At 46.9% G+C, this 14,187-nt stretch carries 18 protein-coding genes and 1 pseudogene; 11 read left to right on the forward strand and 8 right to left on the reverse strand.

Annotated features, from left to right (window positions below; genetic code table 11):
* The first annotated feature begins 151 nt into the window (after positions 1-151).
* The 10 genes and pseudogenes from mef(B) to RTV33_RS12985 all read left to right on the forward strand — a co-directional run bounded on the left by mef(B) (position 152) and on the right by RTV33_RS12985 (position 5,345).
* Positions 152-1,381, forward strand: a complete 1,230-nt coding sequence (gene mef(B), locus RTV33_RS12940; RefSeq protein ID WP_312644895.1) for a macrolide efflux MFS transporter Mef(B) — start codon at positions 152-154, stop codon at positions 1,379-1,381.
* Between the two features lie 227 nt (positions 1,382-1,608).
* The gene (locus RTV33_RS12945) at positions 1,609-1,803 is read left to right on the forward strand and encodes a hypothetical protein (RefSeq protein WP_312644897.1); all 195 of its coding nucleotides are present in this window, start codon (positions 1,609-1,611) and stop codon (positions 1,801-1,803) included.
* Positions 1,776-2,387 carry an SDR family NAD(P)-dependent oxidoreductase gene (locus tag RTV33_RS12950; RefSeq protein ID WP_312644928.1) on the forward strand — a complete coding sequence of 204 codons (612 nt, stop codon included), beginning with the start codon at positions 1,776-1,778 and terminating at the stop codon, positions 2,385-2,387. The genes RTV33_RS12945 and RTV33_RS12950 overlap by 28 nt, the downstream gene beginning before the upstream one ends.
* Before the next feature lie 37 nt (positions 2,388-2,424).
* The gene (locus RTV33_RS12955; RefSeq protein ID WP_312644899.1) at positions 2,425-2,961 is read left to right on the forward strand and encodes a GrpB family protein; all 537 of its coding nucleotides are present in this window, start codon (positions 2,425-2,427) and stop codon (positions 2,959-2,961) included.
* Positions 2,962-2,973: 12 nt separating this feature from the next.
* Positions 2,974-3,504 carry an N-acetyltransferase gene (locus RTV33_RS12960; protein ID WP_312644901.1) on the forward strand — a complete coding sequence of 177 codons (531 nt, stop codon included), beginning with the start codon at positions 2,974-2,976 and terminating at the stop codon, positions 3,502-3,504.
* Positions 3,505-3,611: 107 nt separating this feature from the next.
* Positions 3,612-4,106, forward strand: coding sequence for an HD domain-containing protein (locus RTV33_RS12965; protein WP_312644904.1), 495 nt, complete (start codon positions 3,612-3,614; stop codon positions 4,104-4,106).
* A gap of 54 nt (positions 4,107-4,160) precedes the next feature.
* The gene (locus RTV33_RS12970) at positions 4,161-4,514 is read left to right on the forward strand and encodes a nuclear transport factor 2 family protein (protein ID WP_312644906.1); all 354 of its coding nucleotides are present in this window, start codon (positions 4,161-4,163) and stop codon (positions 4,512-4,514) included.
* Between the two features lie 64 nt (positions 4,515-4,578).
* Positions 4,579-4,812: a hypothetical protein gene (locus tag RTV33_RS12975; protein ID WP_312644908.1), complete on the forward strand. Its 234-nt coding sequence runs from the start codon at positions 4,579-4,581 to the stop codon at positions 4,810-4,812.
* 76 nt (positions 4,813-4,888) lie between these two features.
* Positions 4,889-5,048 (forward strand): annotated as a pseudogene (locus tag RTV33_RS12980) (SAM-dependent methyltransferase); the annotation flags it as partial.
* A 45-nt stretch (positions 5,049-5,093) separates the two neighbouring features.
* Entirely contained in the window at positions 5,094-5,345 is a 252-nt protein-coding gene (locus RTV33_RS12985; RefSeq protein WP_312644911.1) for an alpha/beta hydrolase, read from the forward strand.
* A gap of 369 nt (positions 5,346-5,714) precedes the next feature.
* Here the strand turns inward: RTV33_RS12985 and RTV33_RS12990 are convergent, their stop codons facing one another.
* Positions 5,715-5,981 carry a helix-turn-helix domain-containing protein gene (locus RTV33_RS12990; protein WP_040658462.1) on the reverse strand — a complete coding sequence of 89 codons (267 nt, stop codon included), beginning with the start codon at positions 5,979-5,981 and terminating at the stop codon, positions 5,715-5,717.
* Positions 5,982-5,992: 11 nt separating this feature from the next.
* Positions 5,993-7,816 carry a VirD4-like conjugal transfer protein, CD1115 family gene (locus RTV33_RS12995; RefSeq protein WP_312644915.1) on the reverse strand — a complete coding sequence of 608 codons (1,824 nt, stop codon included), beginning with the start codon at positions 7,814-7,816 and terminating at the stop codon, positions 5,993-5,995.
* A gap of 122 nt (positions 7,817-7,938) precedes the next feature.
* On the opposite strand from RTV33_RS12995, the gene RTV33_RS13000 reads away from it, so the two are divergent.
* Positions 7,939-8,514 carry a YdeI/OmpD-associated family protein gene (locus RTV33_RS13000; protein WP_312644917.1) on the forward strand — a complete coding sequence of 192 codons (576 nt, stop codon included), beginning with the start codon at positions 7,939-7,941 and terminating at the stop codon, positions 8,512-8,514.
* Positions 8,515-8,638: 124 nt separating this feature from the next.
* On the opposite strand, the gene RTV33_RS13005 is transcribed toward RTV33_RS13000, so the two are convergent.
* The 6 genes from RTV33_RS13005 to RTV33_RS13030 form a co-directional block, all read right to left on the reverse strand.
* Positions 8,639-9,583, reverse strand: a complete 945-nt coding sequence (locus tag RTV33_RS13005; protein ID WP_312644918.1) for a DUF3991 and toprim domain-containing protein — start codon at positions 9,581-9,583, stop codon at positions 8,639-8,641.
* Positions 9,584-9,729: 146 nt separating this feature from the next.
* Positions 9,730-12,606 (reverse strand): MobP3 family relaxase, encoded by a 2,877-nt coding sequence (gene mobP3, locus RTV33_RS13010; protein WP_312644919.1) that lies wholly within the window; start codon positions 12,604-12,606, stop codon positions 9,730-9,732.
* On the reverse strand, positions 12,606-13,022 hold the full coding sequence (locus tag RTV33_RS13015) for a hypothetical protein (RefSeq protein WP_312644922.1): 417 nt from the start codon (positions 13,020-13,022) through the stop codon (positions 12,606-12,608). The genes mobP3 and RTV33_RS13015 overlap by 1 nt, the downstream gene beginning before the upstream one ends.
* 382 nt (positions 13,023-13,404) lie before the next feature.
* A complete protein-coding gene (locus RTV33_RS13020; protein WP_312644924.1) occupies positions 13,405-13,671 on the reverse strand; it encodes a DUF6103 family protein in 267 nt (88 codons plus the stop codon).
* 13 nt (positions 13,672-13,684) lie between these two features.
* On the reverse strand, positions 13,685-14,059 hold the full coding sequence (locus RTV33_RS13025) for a DUF3846 domain-containing protein (RefSeq protein ID WP_109708939.1): 375 nt from the start codon (positions 14,057-14,059) through the stop codon (positions 13,685-13,687).
* A 21-nt stretch (positions 14,060-14,080) separates the two neighbouring features.
* Positions 14,081-14,187: M23 family metallopeptidase (locus RTV33_RS13030; RefSeq protein WP_312644930.1), on the reverse strand; the 107-nt coding region annotated here is incomplete at its 5' end.

Here is a 14,187-nt window from a genome sequence, read left to right on the forward strand (position 1 = left end):
GCCCTTTTTAGGGTTTATTTGTTGTGCTTAAAGACATATTTACATGAGTATATCCTCGCTTTTGAAGATCTCCTTGTAAAATTATGTCTTTCTGCACGAACAACGCTTAGGCAGTTGTTCGTTTTTAATTTTATATAAGGAGATTTCTATAATGAACAGAATAAAAAATTGGAAGAAACAATTTGCTGTAATATACACAGGACAGGCTTTTTCAATCTTGGGTTCTGCCGCAGTGCAGTTCGCTGTTATCTGGTGGCTGACCATCCAGACTGAATCCGCAATCACCTTGACGATTGCATCCTTAGTTGCCTTTCTCCCCAATATGTTAATCGGACCCTTTGCCGGTGTGTGGATCGACCGATACAATCGCCGAACAGTAATGATTTTAGCTGACGGTCTGGTAGCTGTATCCAGCATCATCCTTGGCGCAGCATTTTTACTTGTGGAAACACCCCCTATTTGGTTTATCTACATTGTTTTATTTTTGCGTGGATTGGGGAATACCTTTCACGGTCCAGCTATGCAAGCGGCGATACCCATGTTTGTGCCAGCAGATATGTTGACCAAAGCAGGGGGCTGGGGAAATATGATCCAATCGATATCCAACATGATGGGGCCTGTGCTGGGTGCTGCGCTTATGTCATTTCTACCTATTTCCTCCATTATGATTGTGGATATACTGGGAGCCGCTTTTGCGATAGTTTGCCTCCTATTTGTTGTGATTCCGGACATTCCGCAAACCAATGAGAAGATGAGTGTATTGTCTGACATGAAGCAGGGCTTTATCGCAATGAAAGCAAATAAACCTTTAATGGCTGTGTTTTCCCCCATGCTGCTGATGACCATACTTTATATGCCCTTAGGTTCTCTGTTCCCTCTGCTGGTACGCAACCACTTTATGGGCGAAGCATGGCACAATAGCATTGTGGAATTTGTCTTTGCAGGTGGATTGCTTCTTTCATCTTTGGTTATCGGTGTATGGGGCGGCATGAAAAGGAGGTTTTTCATGGCATCCTTAGCTATTGGCTTAATGGGTCTGTCTACACTGATTAGCGGAGCGTTACCGACAAGCGGTTTTTGGATATTTTCTATATGCTGCTTCTTCTTGGGTGCCTCTGGCACATTTATGAATGTTCCAGTTATGGCCTATGTTCAAGAAAGCATTGCACCTGAAATGATGGGCAAGGTGTTTTCCCTTTTGATGACCGCCATGACTCTTTCTATGCCGATAGGCTTACTTGTTGCGGGTCCGGTTGTTGAGGTGATAGGTGTAAACACATGGTTTTTCTGGTCAGGTGTTGTACTGATGGCAGATGCTATTCTCTGCCGCCTTTTGACACGACGCTATGACAAAGTAACAATGAAACCGCAAGTGGACTGAAAAAAGGACAGGGTTGATGATAATTTGGAGTGGTGGGCTTCTGGGAGTTCAAAACAAAGTGCTCAAAATTGTCGGGCTCATGGCGTTTAACGGTATTAGTTTCGCTTATAATAATCTTTCTATAATAGTAGAGGAGAATATCTATAACACCTAATAGCGAAAATAAAAGAGTATGGTTTATTACCGGAGCAAGCAAGGGGCTTGGCTATGCTTTTACATGCGCCGCCTTGAAAGCCGGGGATAAAGTTGTTGCAGTTGCAAGGACTATCGATAATTTGGCGAAGCTAGAAGAAACATATCAAGAGAGCTTACTGCCATTAAACCTCGATGTTACAGATAGGAGGCTGTTTTTTCTACGGTTGAAACAGCAGTTAAACATTTCGGCAGGCTTGATATTGTTGTTAATAATGCGGGTATCATGACTATGGGTATGATTGAAGAACTAAACGAATCCGATGCTCGGAAACTAATGGACACAAACTTTTTTGGAGCTCTTTGGGTTTGTCAGGTAGTGATGCCCTATTTGAGGTCGCAGCGTTCTGGACATATCATACAGATTACAAGCATTGGCGCTATTATCTCGGGTCCGATGTCTGGTATTTACAGTGCAAGTAAATTTGCGCTGGAAGGAATGAGTGAAGCCTTAGCAAAAGAAGCGGAACATTTCGGAGTGAAACTCACTATGGTGGAACCAGGAGGATATTGGACAGATTTATACACTTGGATGAGTTACAGCAATCCATTAGATTCATACGGTACACTTCGCGATGAGCTGGCGAAACAGTATTCCGAAGATTCGGTCGATAGTGATCCTTCCTTGGCAGCGGAAGCCCTTATGAAATTAGTAGCCAGCAATAATCCGCCTTTGAGGCTTATCCTTGGCAGCATGGTATACGATTTGGCGATGGATACCTTAAAAGCACGGATGGCTACTTGGGAAGAATGGGAAGCTGTTAGCCGTGCATCAGAAAAGGCTATTCCTGCACCGGAGAGATATGGAGTATAATACCAAACAGGGGTTTTGAGGCAAGGACGAAACTATCATGAAAATTGAAATTATGGAATATAACCCGGATTGGACAAAGAATTTTGAAGAAGAGAAAATAAAATTGCTCCGTTTTTTCGGTTCTCATGCCGTAGCCATTGAACATATCGGAAGAACGGCGATACCCAATCAACGGGCGAAACCGGTTATAGATATATTTATTGGCGTTTCGCCTTTTGCTGAACTAACCTTTTATCAGTGCATTTTTAATGCAAAGGAGTATCACCACACTCCGACAGATATGACAGGCAGATATTTGTTTGCAAAATATACAAATGAAGTTTGGACCCATAATCTTCATGTTTTACCGTACAACGATGGTTTTTATCTGCGCAACGAATTTCTGCTCAGGGATTATTTAAGGGAGCATCCCAAATTGGCCGATGAATATGGAGAAGTAAAAGAGAGAGCCGCCATGGAAAATGGCAGTACCATGGAGGCATATACACGCGCAAAGACAGAATTTATTCAAAAGGTAATCGATGCGGCAAGGAAGGAAAAAGGCTTGCCCTTGAAAAGCGTTTGGGAAAGTTAGGGTGATTTACAGTTGGATATCATGATACGGAAAGAAACGGAGAAAGACTATAAACTTACGGAAGCTGTTGTAGAAAAGGCATTTCAGAATGAAGAACACAGTGACCACAGGGAACAATTTTTGGTCGCCAGATTGCGAAAAAGCGATGTGTTTGTCCCTGAACTCAGCCTTGTCGCCGAAAGGAACAAGGCAATCGTCGGGCATCTTATGCTAACAAAGCTGCTTATTAAAAATGACGGGCAGAATTACGAAGCATTGGCATTAGCTCCGGTTTCGGTCTTGCCTGAATACCAGAACCAGGGTATCGGCAGCCAATTGATTATTCATGGGTTGAAGAAATCAAAGGAAATGGGCTTCAAATCAATCGTTGTTCTCGGACATGAAGCCTACTATCCTCGATTTGGATTTAAGCCCGCAAGTACATGGGGAATTAAAGCACCATTTGATGTGCCAGATGAATCGTTTATGGCGTTGGAACTTGAAGATGGAATCCTTGGTGATGTTTCGGGAACCGTGGTTTATTGCAAAGAGTTTTTTGAATAATATATAACATTGAGAATTGCAAAATTACCATGCGGAGGTAAAGCAAATGGCTAAAGCATATGACATACAGAATTAAAACACCTATGAGGTATCAATGGAGGTAATCAATGTTTAAAGAGAAAATTATCAGAGAGATGAAAGAAGTTTTCAAAGAAATTCCTTTCGGCATAGATCATACTCTCAAAGTTTTGCAAAACGCAGAAGATATTATGAAAGGTGAAAATATCGGAGATCAAGAAAAAGAACTAATCTGTATTGTTGCTATACTACATGATATTGGTGCCGTTGAAGCACAAAAAAAGTACGGCTCAATTGACGGTGTCTATCAAGAAAAAGAAGGACCAGCAGTAGCCAGAGAAATATTACAAAAGGTAGGCTATGGCAAAAATATCGATCGAATATGCTTTATAATAGGCAATCATCATACTCCATCTAAAATTGATGGACTTGATTTTCAAATACAATGGGAAGCTGATTTGCTTGAAAATTTAACGGTTATGGATAAAGAAAAAGAACAGGAAAAGATAAAAAAATGCATCAATGATAATTTTAAAACAGCTACTGGAAAAATGATAGCCTATGAACGTTTTACTTTATATTAGAATTTGTCGGATAGCTTAGATTTTAAATTATTTATATAACAGAAGGTTGCGAGAATGAGACCAAAAGAGGTTTTACAGAAGTTTGTTGATGCGTTCAATCAGGCTGATGCCGAAACATTATCGTTACTTTATGCGGAGGATGCCGTCAATCATCAGGTTGCCAATGAGCCAGTACATGGTCGGGACAATATTAAAAGATTCCTGGAGAATGAATTTGCACAAGCAAAGATGGTTTGTATTGTGGAGAATATATTTGAGGATGGTCAGTGGGCGATTATGGAGTGGCGAGACCCATTAGGACTCCGAGGTTGCGGTTTCTTCCAGATTGTGAATGATAGAATTTTTTTTCAACGGGGTTATTGGGATAAGCTCTCTTTCCTGAAACAACATGGTTTGCCGATTGAGTAACACAATTGAGCATCGATCAGATTTTAATCAAGAATTATCTGTATTTTGTGAAGGAGGTTACTAAATGAGGTATAAAATTAAAAAAAATATTAATCCAAGAATTTTATTTAGAATTGGGATTGTACTATTAATGTGTTATTTCGGAGGGATATTTTATTTTTACAATATTCAAGAGTATAACCCCTATGCTTCTGCGGGGGCTGATCTTGATGCTCTAATTCACAGCGTATTGTTTTTACCTCCAACTGCAATATGCTTGATATTATCTCTCATATTACATATAAAAGCCAAAAAGTGAATCGCACTGTCTATTGCGAGCATATATACGAGGCTACAAATTCCAATTTACCGAGGTGAACCTATGAACAACATTTATGATAATACAAATTTTTGATGAGTATGCGAAAATGTCACGAAGTCAGCAAGGTTTATCCGGTGCGGGCGAATGGCATCAGTTCAAAGCCTTATTTCCTGACTTAAGCGGCAAAAAGCGTACTCGATCTTGGATGTGGTTACGGTTGGTACTGCAAATATCAATGCAACCTTAAAACAGAGGAACTTGGTAGATATTTATAGGCGTTGGCCTTATTTAACATTTCAAATAAACATAATGGATATTCAGCGGGTGATTGCAGAATAAATGAAATAGAGGCTCCGGTACTGAGCTTTTGGAGTGAAAAGGATATAATAATACCAGAAGCTACAGTAAGAGAAACTGTTGAAGCTTTGGGAGACAAAGCTGAGTTGATTATTATTAAAGATAGTGGACACTCTCCTTTAGTTGATTGCCCTGATTTGCTGATGAAAAAGATCAGCAATTTTAATATATAATTCAGCTCAGACATATATGAAATGCTAGAGCCTGTACCAAATTATTTATGGGGCTTGGTGTAGAAGTTGAAGTTATAAAGCCTTTGGAAATGCGGAAAAATATACGCAAGATGGCGCAGAATATACAAGAACAATATAAATAAATTACCTATATTCACTCCATCTTGTCCACAATAATTTGTAGTTTACAAATATAGCGTTTCTTGTGTTACACAAGAATATATAAAGCAACACTTTATTCTTTTTCTGTAATAAAATTTCTTAGAGTGAGAGGTTCTGGTGGGTTCACAGTGAACCGCACCTGGGTTCAGCAGAAGAGCGGAATACCTCCCTGGCGGGAAATCCGCCCTTTTGCTTTACCATCCCCTGCTATTTTCTTAAAATGAGACGGTTGGAGCTGTTGCTTCCATTCTCCCGGTAGCGCGGCTCCTTTTCGATCAGCTCAGCTCTGACCAGATCATGGATTGCGCGTTTAACGGTACTGCGGGAAAGCTGCAAGTCGGAGGCAATCGTTTTTACCGCAGGCCAGCAGTCCTTACCTTTTCCTGCCCGGTCACAAAGGTATAGATAGACAGCTCTCGCCCGATGGGGAAGCTCATCGGGCGAGGCTGTATAAATGTGGTTGAAGTAGCTCATGGGAACCTCCTTTACGTTTTGAGCACATTGCGGCGGCGCATGGTGTTTTCAGACGGTTCTGCCACCGGGGTATGAAGGGTTCCTCTTCCGGTGGTTGGTTCCAGCATCTCCCCGGTTTCTTCGTCCACCATAAGGCAGGCCGTGTGCTTGCGGACGATGTTTTCCTCCAGCATCTGCTTATCGGCGTAGACCACCTTTCGGTGCGCTTTTTCCTCCACAGTATAAGGCTCTCCAAAACGAATACCCCAATCAAGGAACAGCCGCAATTTTGTCCTCATGGGATGGGTGCCGGTTTTCATCACAACAAAGTTACCCTTGGGAATGGATTTTAGTTCATCAGGCGTCATGAGGGGACGCTCCATCATCTGTAAGGACTGGCTGGGATCGTTCTTTCCACGGCTTACGCTGCCACTCATGACGGTGCGGCTGCCCAATGCTTTACTCAGCACTTCGGCGGTTTGACTGTTGGGAGCGAATCCACCGAAGATGGTGTCCTGGCAGTTGTCCACGATGATTTCCGAACCCTCTTTGCCGTAATTCTTTTCGAGCTGACCGAAGGACTGGATGATCGGTACCATCGCAAGCCGGCGTGAGCGGCTGGCTGAAAAAATCAGCTCCAGTGACTCGATGGCTGGGAGCGTTCCGAGCTCATCGCAGTAGAACATCACGCGGTTTTTCAGTTTACCGCCGTTTTCATCCGCAACGGCAAGGATCTCCCGGTAGAGCTGTTGGATCATAAGGCTGACCATGAAATACTTGGTCAAATCTTCTTCGGGAAGTACGATAAACAGAGCGGATTTTTCATTACAGAATTTCTCCGCATCAATGGCTGTTTCAAAACAGAGAATCTGTTCCATTTCGGAGTCGAGAAAGGAATTCAACCGGGATAGCACAGTGGAGAGTACCGATGCCATGGCCTGCTCTGCGGAATTTAGGGCCGCTCCTGCAAACCAGCGAGCCTTGTGGTCGGAAGGCAGTTTGTCCATTAATAGCTGGAACTGGCTTTTCCCCTTTACCTTGCTGGGCGCCAGCAAGTCCTGAACCAATTTGAATACGCTGATGATATGGCGGCAGTCCACCTTTTTCCCATCTGCCTCAGTGGGCGGCAGATACTCGGCAATCAGCAAAATCACTGAGGAGAGGAGTCCTTCAGCAGCATCATAAAAAAACTGATTTTGTCCGTAATTCTCCCCACTGGCGTTGATGATGGTTTTGGAGATAATCTTGGCGTATTTCTCTGCTTTCGCCTTTGCTACAAGGTTATTTTCGTCGGCAAGGTACGCATCCATGTAGGTGTTCACCAGATGGAGCATATTGTTGCCGTCTGAGCGAGTGGGATTTCGAAGATCGATAACCGCCACATGGTAGCCGTAGTAGTCGCGGGCGATGGCTCCGTAGTTCCGATACAGGTCGCCCTTGGTGTCGGTGGCCAGGAAACTCATACCGGAGGCACAGGCATATTCCAGATTGGGGTATAAAAAGTATGCGGTTTTCCCGACGCCGGACGCACCGATCATGAGACAGTGGACATCGTCCTTGTCCACCATTGCCGTGACTTTATTTTTTGCGCCTACGCTTCCGAGAATGATTCCCTGCTCGGCGGCAGTGGGGAGGCATTGCCCCTGCCTCCACAGCTCCGGCTGAAAGGGGATGTGCTGATAGGTATTTTTGATTTCCTGCTTAGAAGCGAACCGAGCCGTGCCATGCTGGCCGTCGCCCACCGTGCGGGACTTGATCCCGTTCAAGGTATAATAGTGAGCCAAAAGAGAAAGGCCGCCGATGACGAGAAACATCACGGCGGCCACTGCGATTAGAATGTAGACTTGAGATTGCATGGGGAACTCCTTTCGGTTTGGTATATTTTGTGGTACTATAAAGCAAATGAGCTACATGAACAGAAATTTATCGGAGTGAGAAGCCAATTAGTACTTGCCAAATAGGAGGCATTTGAAATATTATGGCCGAAAAAAATGTGCTAGATTTTAAGAGCCGCGAAGAATTTAGAGAATGGCTCATTCAAAATCATAATAGAGAAACCGAATGCTGGGTAGTTACCAAACGTGGTAAGGAAAAACCCAAAGACGCTATTTGGTATTTGGATTCTGTTGAAGAAGCTCTGTGCTTTGGATGGATTGACACCACAAATAAGAAAATAGATGGTGTTACCATGCAGAAATTTATGCCCCGCGCGAAGAAAAGCCCATGGACCGAACTAAATAAAGAAAGATGCCGCAGGCTTGAAAAGTTAGGACTTATGACAACATCAGGAAAAGATGCACTTCCTGATATGTCGGATACAGGGTTTATCATTGATGATGATATAGTGCGGGCGTTTGAAGCAGTTCCTCCTGCGTGGGAATACTTTCGGAAATGCCCGATGCTGTATCAACGGGTTAGAATTGATTCCATCCAACGTGATAAGAAAAGGGATATAGAAGTTTACCAAAAAAGACTCAAGAAGCTGATTGAAAACTCTAAGCAGAATAAAATGTTTGGAGATTGGAACGACTATGGCAGATTGCTGGAGTATTAGGATGGCCTTCAACAAATCTCTATTTGTGTGAGGGCATAAATAGAGCAGGCTTTCTTAGTGTGTCTATTCATTAAACCTTATAGAAAAGTAGGAGCAGTCAATAATCTTGACCGCTCCTTTTTGCCTACACCATCTTCATCCCTAAGCCGCTATGCCTTTGCTGTGCTGCCGCTGTTAAATCGTCATTCCAGTCCTTTGTCTGTGAGATAAGCCGCTCAGAAACATATCCTTTTTCTGCAAGTTCACTTTTCAGCCGCCCGCTTGCCTTGTCCCCGGCTTCATCATTATCCAAACAGAGCGAAACCTGTCGGAGCCGTGGGTGCTGCTCCAGCATCCATATCATCGCATGACCACCGACACCGCAGAGAGCCACATAGTTGTGTTCCTGCCAATCCTGGGGATGAAGGGTGATATAGGACAGTAAGTCGATGGGAGCCTCAAACACATAGAGACGGTTGCTTGTGCCGATGTGGTGGAAGCTGTAGTTTGGATCGCAGCTATCCACATTTCCCTTGAAGCCGGTTCCCTCGGTATAGAGCCCTCGCTTGTGGGCATGGCGGGGAACGCCGTTCTCATCGTATCCTACAAAAACGGCGTTATGGTATTCCTTCATACCGTCCTTGGATTTTTCGCAGCTCTCATACAGGAGCTTTGCCCTGGCAAAGTAATTGACCACCTCACGGTCGATGAGCCGGGTTTTCACCAAGTAGGCATAGACACGGCGCATATCGCTGTGAGGATTCGGGAGGGCAAAGGGCTGTTTTGGCTCCTGTTTCTTTTGTGAGGCTGGTCTGTAGACCTCGCCCTGCTCACCGCCCAGCAGCATGGTCACGGCTTCGGGGAAGGTGAGACCGTAGAAGCTCCGCACGAAGTCAATGGCATACCCGCCGCTCTCTGCGGAGTGATCGTACCACTCGTTCCCACGGACGGTGATGCTATGGTCGGACTCCAGCCTCTTATCCCGACCGCTGGGGATCAGCTTCTCACCCTGCCGCTGGAGAAAGTCCACAAGGTCCACATTGTTGGCACGGTATTTCTGGTCATCCGTAAAATGCACATATACACCCATGGTCCACCTCCTATTTATGGCGAGTGCCAATTCTATGAAAAAAAGCCGCCCTTTTCACAGGACGGCAATGGCTTTGAAGCAATTTTTCCTTGATGGGTGGCTGCTTGATTTTCTTTTTCTGTTTCTTCACGGTTATCCTCCAATCGTTATAATGACATGGTCTGCTCATGGTCATTCCTCGCATGGCCCTGCGCCTGCTTTTTCTCACGAAGCTTGCGGAGGAGCTTGCGGTCGGTTCGCTGACCGGGCGGTTTCAGCGGCGGAGCGTTGTCCGCAAAAACACGGCTCATGTGATGCAGGAGCCGTGTTCCCGTCAGCAGGACGGAGGGGTCTTTGAAATCGTCCATATGGTTGAGGAAAAACTGAGCGTAAATGTTGCCCTGCTCTGCCGATAAGGTAAACCAGCGGATAGCAGTTTCCTTGTCTTTCGGAACATCCTTTCCCATCAGATACAGCTTGCCGAGGGTGTACTGCGCATACTGATTTCCCTGTTCAGCGGCAGCCGTTAGAAATTGCAGGGCAGTCTGAATATCCTTTGGCATATCCTCGCCCATAAGATAAATCTTGCCCAGCCGGTACTGTGCAAACTGATTACCCTGACCGGCAGACCGTTTCAGGTATTCCAGAGCTTTGGGGACATCCTTCGGAACATCCTCCCCCTTGAAGTAGAGGACGCCGAGGGCATATTCAGCAAATTGGTTCTTTCTGTCGGCGGCAAAGGTTAGCCAGCGAATGGCGGACTCCACATCCTTCAGCACACCGTCACCGCCAAGATACAGCTTGCCGAGCCGGTATGCGGCAAAGTCATTGTCCTGTTCTGCCGACATTGTATAGAGCCGTACCGCCTCGGAGATATTTTGCGGAACGTGCTGCCCCTTTTCATAGAGCTTGCCGAGAAAATATGCGGCATAGGGATTCTCAGCCTCCACCGCTTTCCTGAGATAGCCGAGGGCTTTCTCCACTTCCTGCGGCTGTGCCTTTTCATCGGAGAGGATGAGCTTGGCAAGCTGATAACAGGCAAAGGGGTTTCCCACGGACGCCGCCTTTTCAAAATATTCCTTTGCCCTGGTTTCATCCTTGTCTGTACCCACGCCATTCAGAAGCATCCAGCCCAGCCGGTATTGGAGCTTATCGTCATGGCTCTGTTCCTCCAGGGATACAAAACCGAGGAAGGCTTCCTTGAAGCGGCGGTCAGAATCCTGCTGATTTTTCACACAGCCGATTCCGTCCCGCAGCATTTTTCCAAGCTCAAAACTGGCATAGGGAAAGCTCTGATCCGCCGAGCGGGTGTAGAGGGCGAAGGCAGATTCGTGATCCTGATCCACACCTTTGCCATGGTAATACAGGCCGCCAAGGGAATACTGCGCGTACTTGTAATTCTCATCTGCAGACAGGGTGAGCCAATCCGCCGCCTGCAGATAGTCCTGCTCTGTGCCAAGTCCGGCGGCATACATTTTGCCGATACGATACTCGGTGTACTTCCAAGGTTTTTCTTCCTCGGCAGTATGGAAAACAGCAAGGGCCTTTTCGTACCAGCGATATGCTTCATCGGCGTCCGCTTCGCAGCCAAGACCATCCGCGGACATTCTGCCCAGGTCATACAGGGCGAGAGGGTTATCTGCCTCCGCTTCCATGAGGAAGAGTTCATGGGCTTTTTCAAAATCCTGCAAAATCCCGGCATCCTCATCGCCGTACAAATACTTCTTTGCCTGTTTGTAGCCATCCGTCCACCATGAGTCGGAGGATTCCTTACTGGCAGAGGCTTCATCGCTGGAGGACCGTTCCCCAAAACCATCTGCCGGTTCCTGATCTTCTTCATCCGCCATGTCAGAGAGGGGCATCTCCAGATCATCCTCCGGCTCCGGCAAGGCTGTTTCCATAGATGCCGGTTCCTCAAAGGTCATGGTCCCAATCAGCAGGGCTTCCTGAATGACCATGTTGCGGATGGGCTTAAAATCATCACAGCGGGAAAGGGGCGGCGGCTCGGATGGAGTTTCCGTGTAGATGGATTCGATCCTGCCCCTGGTTTCCCACCACAGGCGGTAGGCTTCTGAGACACGGCTGTCCTTGGCAAGCTCATCCACAATTTCGTCCACTACATTTTTAAGGCCTGCCTTGAGGTAGCCATATTGTTTTTTGCCGCCTACAGATTGCAGACGCTCGGCAAGGTGTGTGATGAGCTGCTCCATGCGGTCGCTTTGTAAAACACAGCCTTTCATCTGATGGATCAGCTCCCGCATGGACTCGGCAGCCTGTTGTTTCAGGTCATCCCGCCGCTGGGCCTTTTCTCCATAGAGCGGAATGAGCTCCTGACGAAAAATCTCATTTGCCAGAGAGGATTTCATTTTCTTGATGCCCTGTTTTGTGAGGTAGCCCTCTCCCCGGTCGGTGCTGTAGCAGACCATGTGGATATGGGGATGATGGGACTCGTTGTGAAAGGCAGCGTACCATTTCAGATGGTCAGGATGGATTTTTAAATTCTCCGCAAGCTCCACGGCTTTTTCGGAAAGCAGAGCCTTCCATGCAGGGGCATTGTCATAACCCAGCCGTGCGGCATCCTCACGGCGGAGGGAAATAATCGGCGTCCACACATTTCCGGTGTGGCCGGATACTTCATCAGCAACTTGCGATAAGACCAGCGGCTCGTTCCCGGCCGTGAACAGACCGTGGCTGTCAAACTTTTCGACGCGGGGACGGTTCGCAATGTAGTCCAGATATTTTTCCCGGCCGTTGATTTTATCAAGGTTCTGTTCCAATGCAATGGTGATGAATTCGGAGGCATTTGCCCGGTTGGGGTTTTCGAGGTAATCCTCATATTCAAATAAATCCCGGGCATCAGGAAATTCCCGGAGTATCTGTGCGATCAAATCCTTTTGTTTTTTTGTGGAGTGCCAGAGCTTATGACCGCCTTCCATTTTTTCTACGCCGTCACGGGTGGCAATATACTTGACGAGGTTGTTCAGATGGGCGGCAGTCTTTTTCCCGCCTTTGAGGTAGGGGCACTTGAGAATGATGCGGGCCATTATTCTTCCGTCTCAGGGCTGCTCTGGAAATCCACCGCATCGTCCAAGCGGATTTTACCTCTGGTCCGTTTGACCTCGGCAACGCACCGACCACGGAGGCGGTGCAGTTCCTCGTCGGTAATCTCCAGCGTGGTTGCCAGCAGATGCATCATCATGCTGATTTCCACAGAAAGCCGAAACAGATTATTTGCCACCCGGTTTTCGGTCTTTTGCAGTGTGCCTTGAATGGATGCAAGCAAAGCCTTGGAAAGATAGGAGGAAATGTCCTCCGTTCCAAGGTAGCCCATGTAAAAGCTGAGTGCTTTTTCAATAAACTCGCTGCGGCTCTTGCAGTTGTCCTTTGGCAGCCAGCCGTCCAGCCGTTCCATGGTTTCGGGGTACAGCCAAACCGCTGTCCGTTCCTTGTTATTTTTCATGTGAAATCCGACCTTTCATGGGTGTCCACCTATGAGGTGACCGTGTAAATTCCTTTGTTTCCTTACGTTTTCGTGGATTCCGACCACCTTGGCTGTGACGAATCCGTAATCCGACCACCTCATGGGGAAGTGCGAAAAACGCCCAGCACTGCTGGGCGAAGTGGGCGGCGGGAGGGCGCTTGCGACCACCCGCCTTTATCCTGCTCTTTTTTCGACCGTGGAGAGCTGCCAGATTTGGAGGGCAGAGCGCCTTTTCCAAACGCTCGTCCCAAAGCCCTCACACAGCGTTTTGGGGCGGGATGGGTGCATGGATGCCACCCCCGCCTGTCAAAGCGGCACACGGGGGCGAACAGGGGGCAACGCCGGGAGACGGGCATGCGCCTTAATGCGCCGCCCTGTCCTGTGCGCCGTCAGCGGCAGCAGCGGCCTTATCTTTTTCCTTCTGCTTTTTTGCCGGAGCGATGGCTGGAGCATCTTCGCAGCCCTCGTCAATGTATTCCCGGACGGAAGACGGAACGTATTTTTCATACAACTTTTGCAGGGAATCGCAGAGTTCCTGTGCGAGATCCGCGTCCTTTTTCTCCATGTAGCGTTTTACCGCACGGAGCTTTTCTCCGTCCATTTGAACGGTAATGCTTTCTTTTTTCATCTAAGTGCCCTCCTTAATACTCAAATCCAATAAATGTGAAGCCGGGTTCCAGCTCCGGCTCCTGCCCGGTGAATTCGGGAATGTCAGCAAAAAGCTGACTGTATTCCGCGATTTTACTCTTGCCGAGCGAGGTGAAATTCCCATCACGGGTGGTGTCGCAGACAAAAAACGGGCCGCAGATAATGTCTGCGCCCAGCCGCCTGTTGGGCGGCATTCCGTTTAATTTGCCTTCCTCATTGCAGACGGCAACACAGCCGTTTGGAAAGCGGATGCATTCAATCAGGCCATCCACCTCCGCCTGCAGGCTTTTAAGGTCATTTGGAATCTCCTTGACCGCGGGAGCCTGCCCCGGCTCAATCTTCAATACACGAATCATATTTTCATTCATAAAATCATCCCTTCTTTGTTTTCATGGCAGATAATTTCTCGGATTCTGCTTCACGCCGTTCACCCGCACCTCGAAGTGCAGATGGTTTCCGGTGCTGCGCCCGGTGGAACCCACCTTGGCAACGGTTT

The sequence above is a fragment of the Hydrogenoanaerobacterium sp. genome (assembly GCF_032017025.1).
Classification (GTDB): Bacteria; Bacillota; Clostridia; order Oscillospirales; family Ruminococcaceae; genus Hydrogenoanaerobacterium.

Coding starts and splice junctions, on each gene's coding strand:
- RTV33_RS12955 (WP_312644899.1), top strand. CDS start 2,425: ATGAAAATTGAAATTATGGAATATAACCCGGATTGGACAAAGAATTTT.
- RTV33_RS12965 (WP_312644904.1), top strand. CDS start 3,612: ATGTTTAAAGAGAAAATTATCAGAGAGATGAAAGAAGTTTTCAAAGAA.
- RTV33_RS12970 (WP_312644906.1), top strand. CDS start 4,161: ATGAGACCAAAAGAGGTTTTACAGAAGTTTGTTGATGCGTTCAATCAG.
- RTV33_RS12975 (WP_312644908.1), top strand. CDS start 4,579: ATGAGGTATAAAATTAAAAAAAATATTAATCCAAGAATTTTATTTAGA.
- RTV33_RS12990 (WP_040658462.1), bottom strand. CDS start 5,981: ATGAGCTACTTCAACCACATTTATACAGCCTCGCCCGATGAGCTTCCC.
- RTV33_RS12995 (WP_312644915.1), bottom strand. CDS start 7,816: ATGCAATCTCAAGTCTACATTCTAATCGCAGTGGCCGCCGTGATGTTT.
- RTV33_RS13000 (WP_312644917.1), top strand. CDS start 7,939: ATGGCCGAAAAAAATGTGCTAGATTTTAAGAGCCGCGAAGAATTTAGA.
- RTV33_RS13005 (WP_312644918.1), bottom strand. CDS start 9,583: ATGGGTGTATATGTGCATTTTACGGATGACCAGAAATACCGTGCCAAC.
- mobP3 (WP_312644919.1), bottom strand. CDS start 12,606: ATGGCCCGCATCATTCTCAAGTGCCCCTACCTCAAAGGCGGGAAAAAG.
- RTV33_RS13015 (WP_312644922.1), bottom strand. CDS start 13,022: ATGAAAAATAACAAGGAACGGACAGCGGTTTGGCTGTACCCCGAAACC.
- RTV33_RS13020 (WP_312644924.1), bottom strand. CDS start 13,671: ATGAAAAAAGAAAGCATTACCGTTCAAATGGACGGAGAAAAGCTCCGT.
- RTV33_RS13025 (WP_109708939.1), bottom strand. CDS start 14,059: ATGAATGAAAATATGATTCGTGTATTGAAGATTGAGCCGGGGCAGGCT.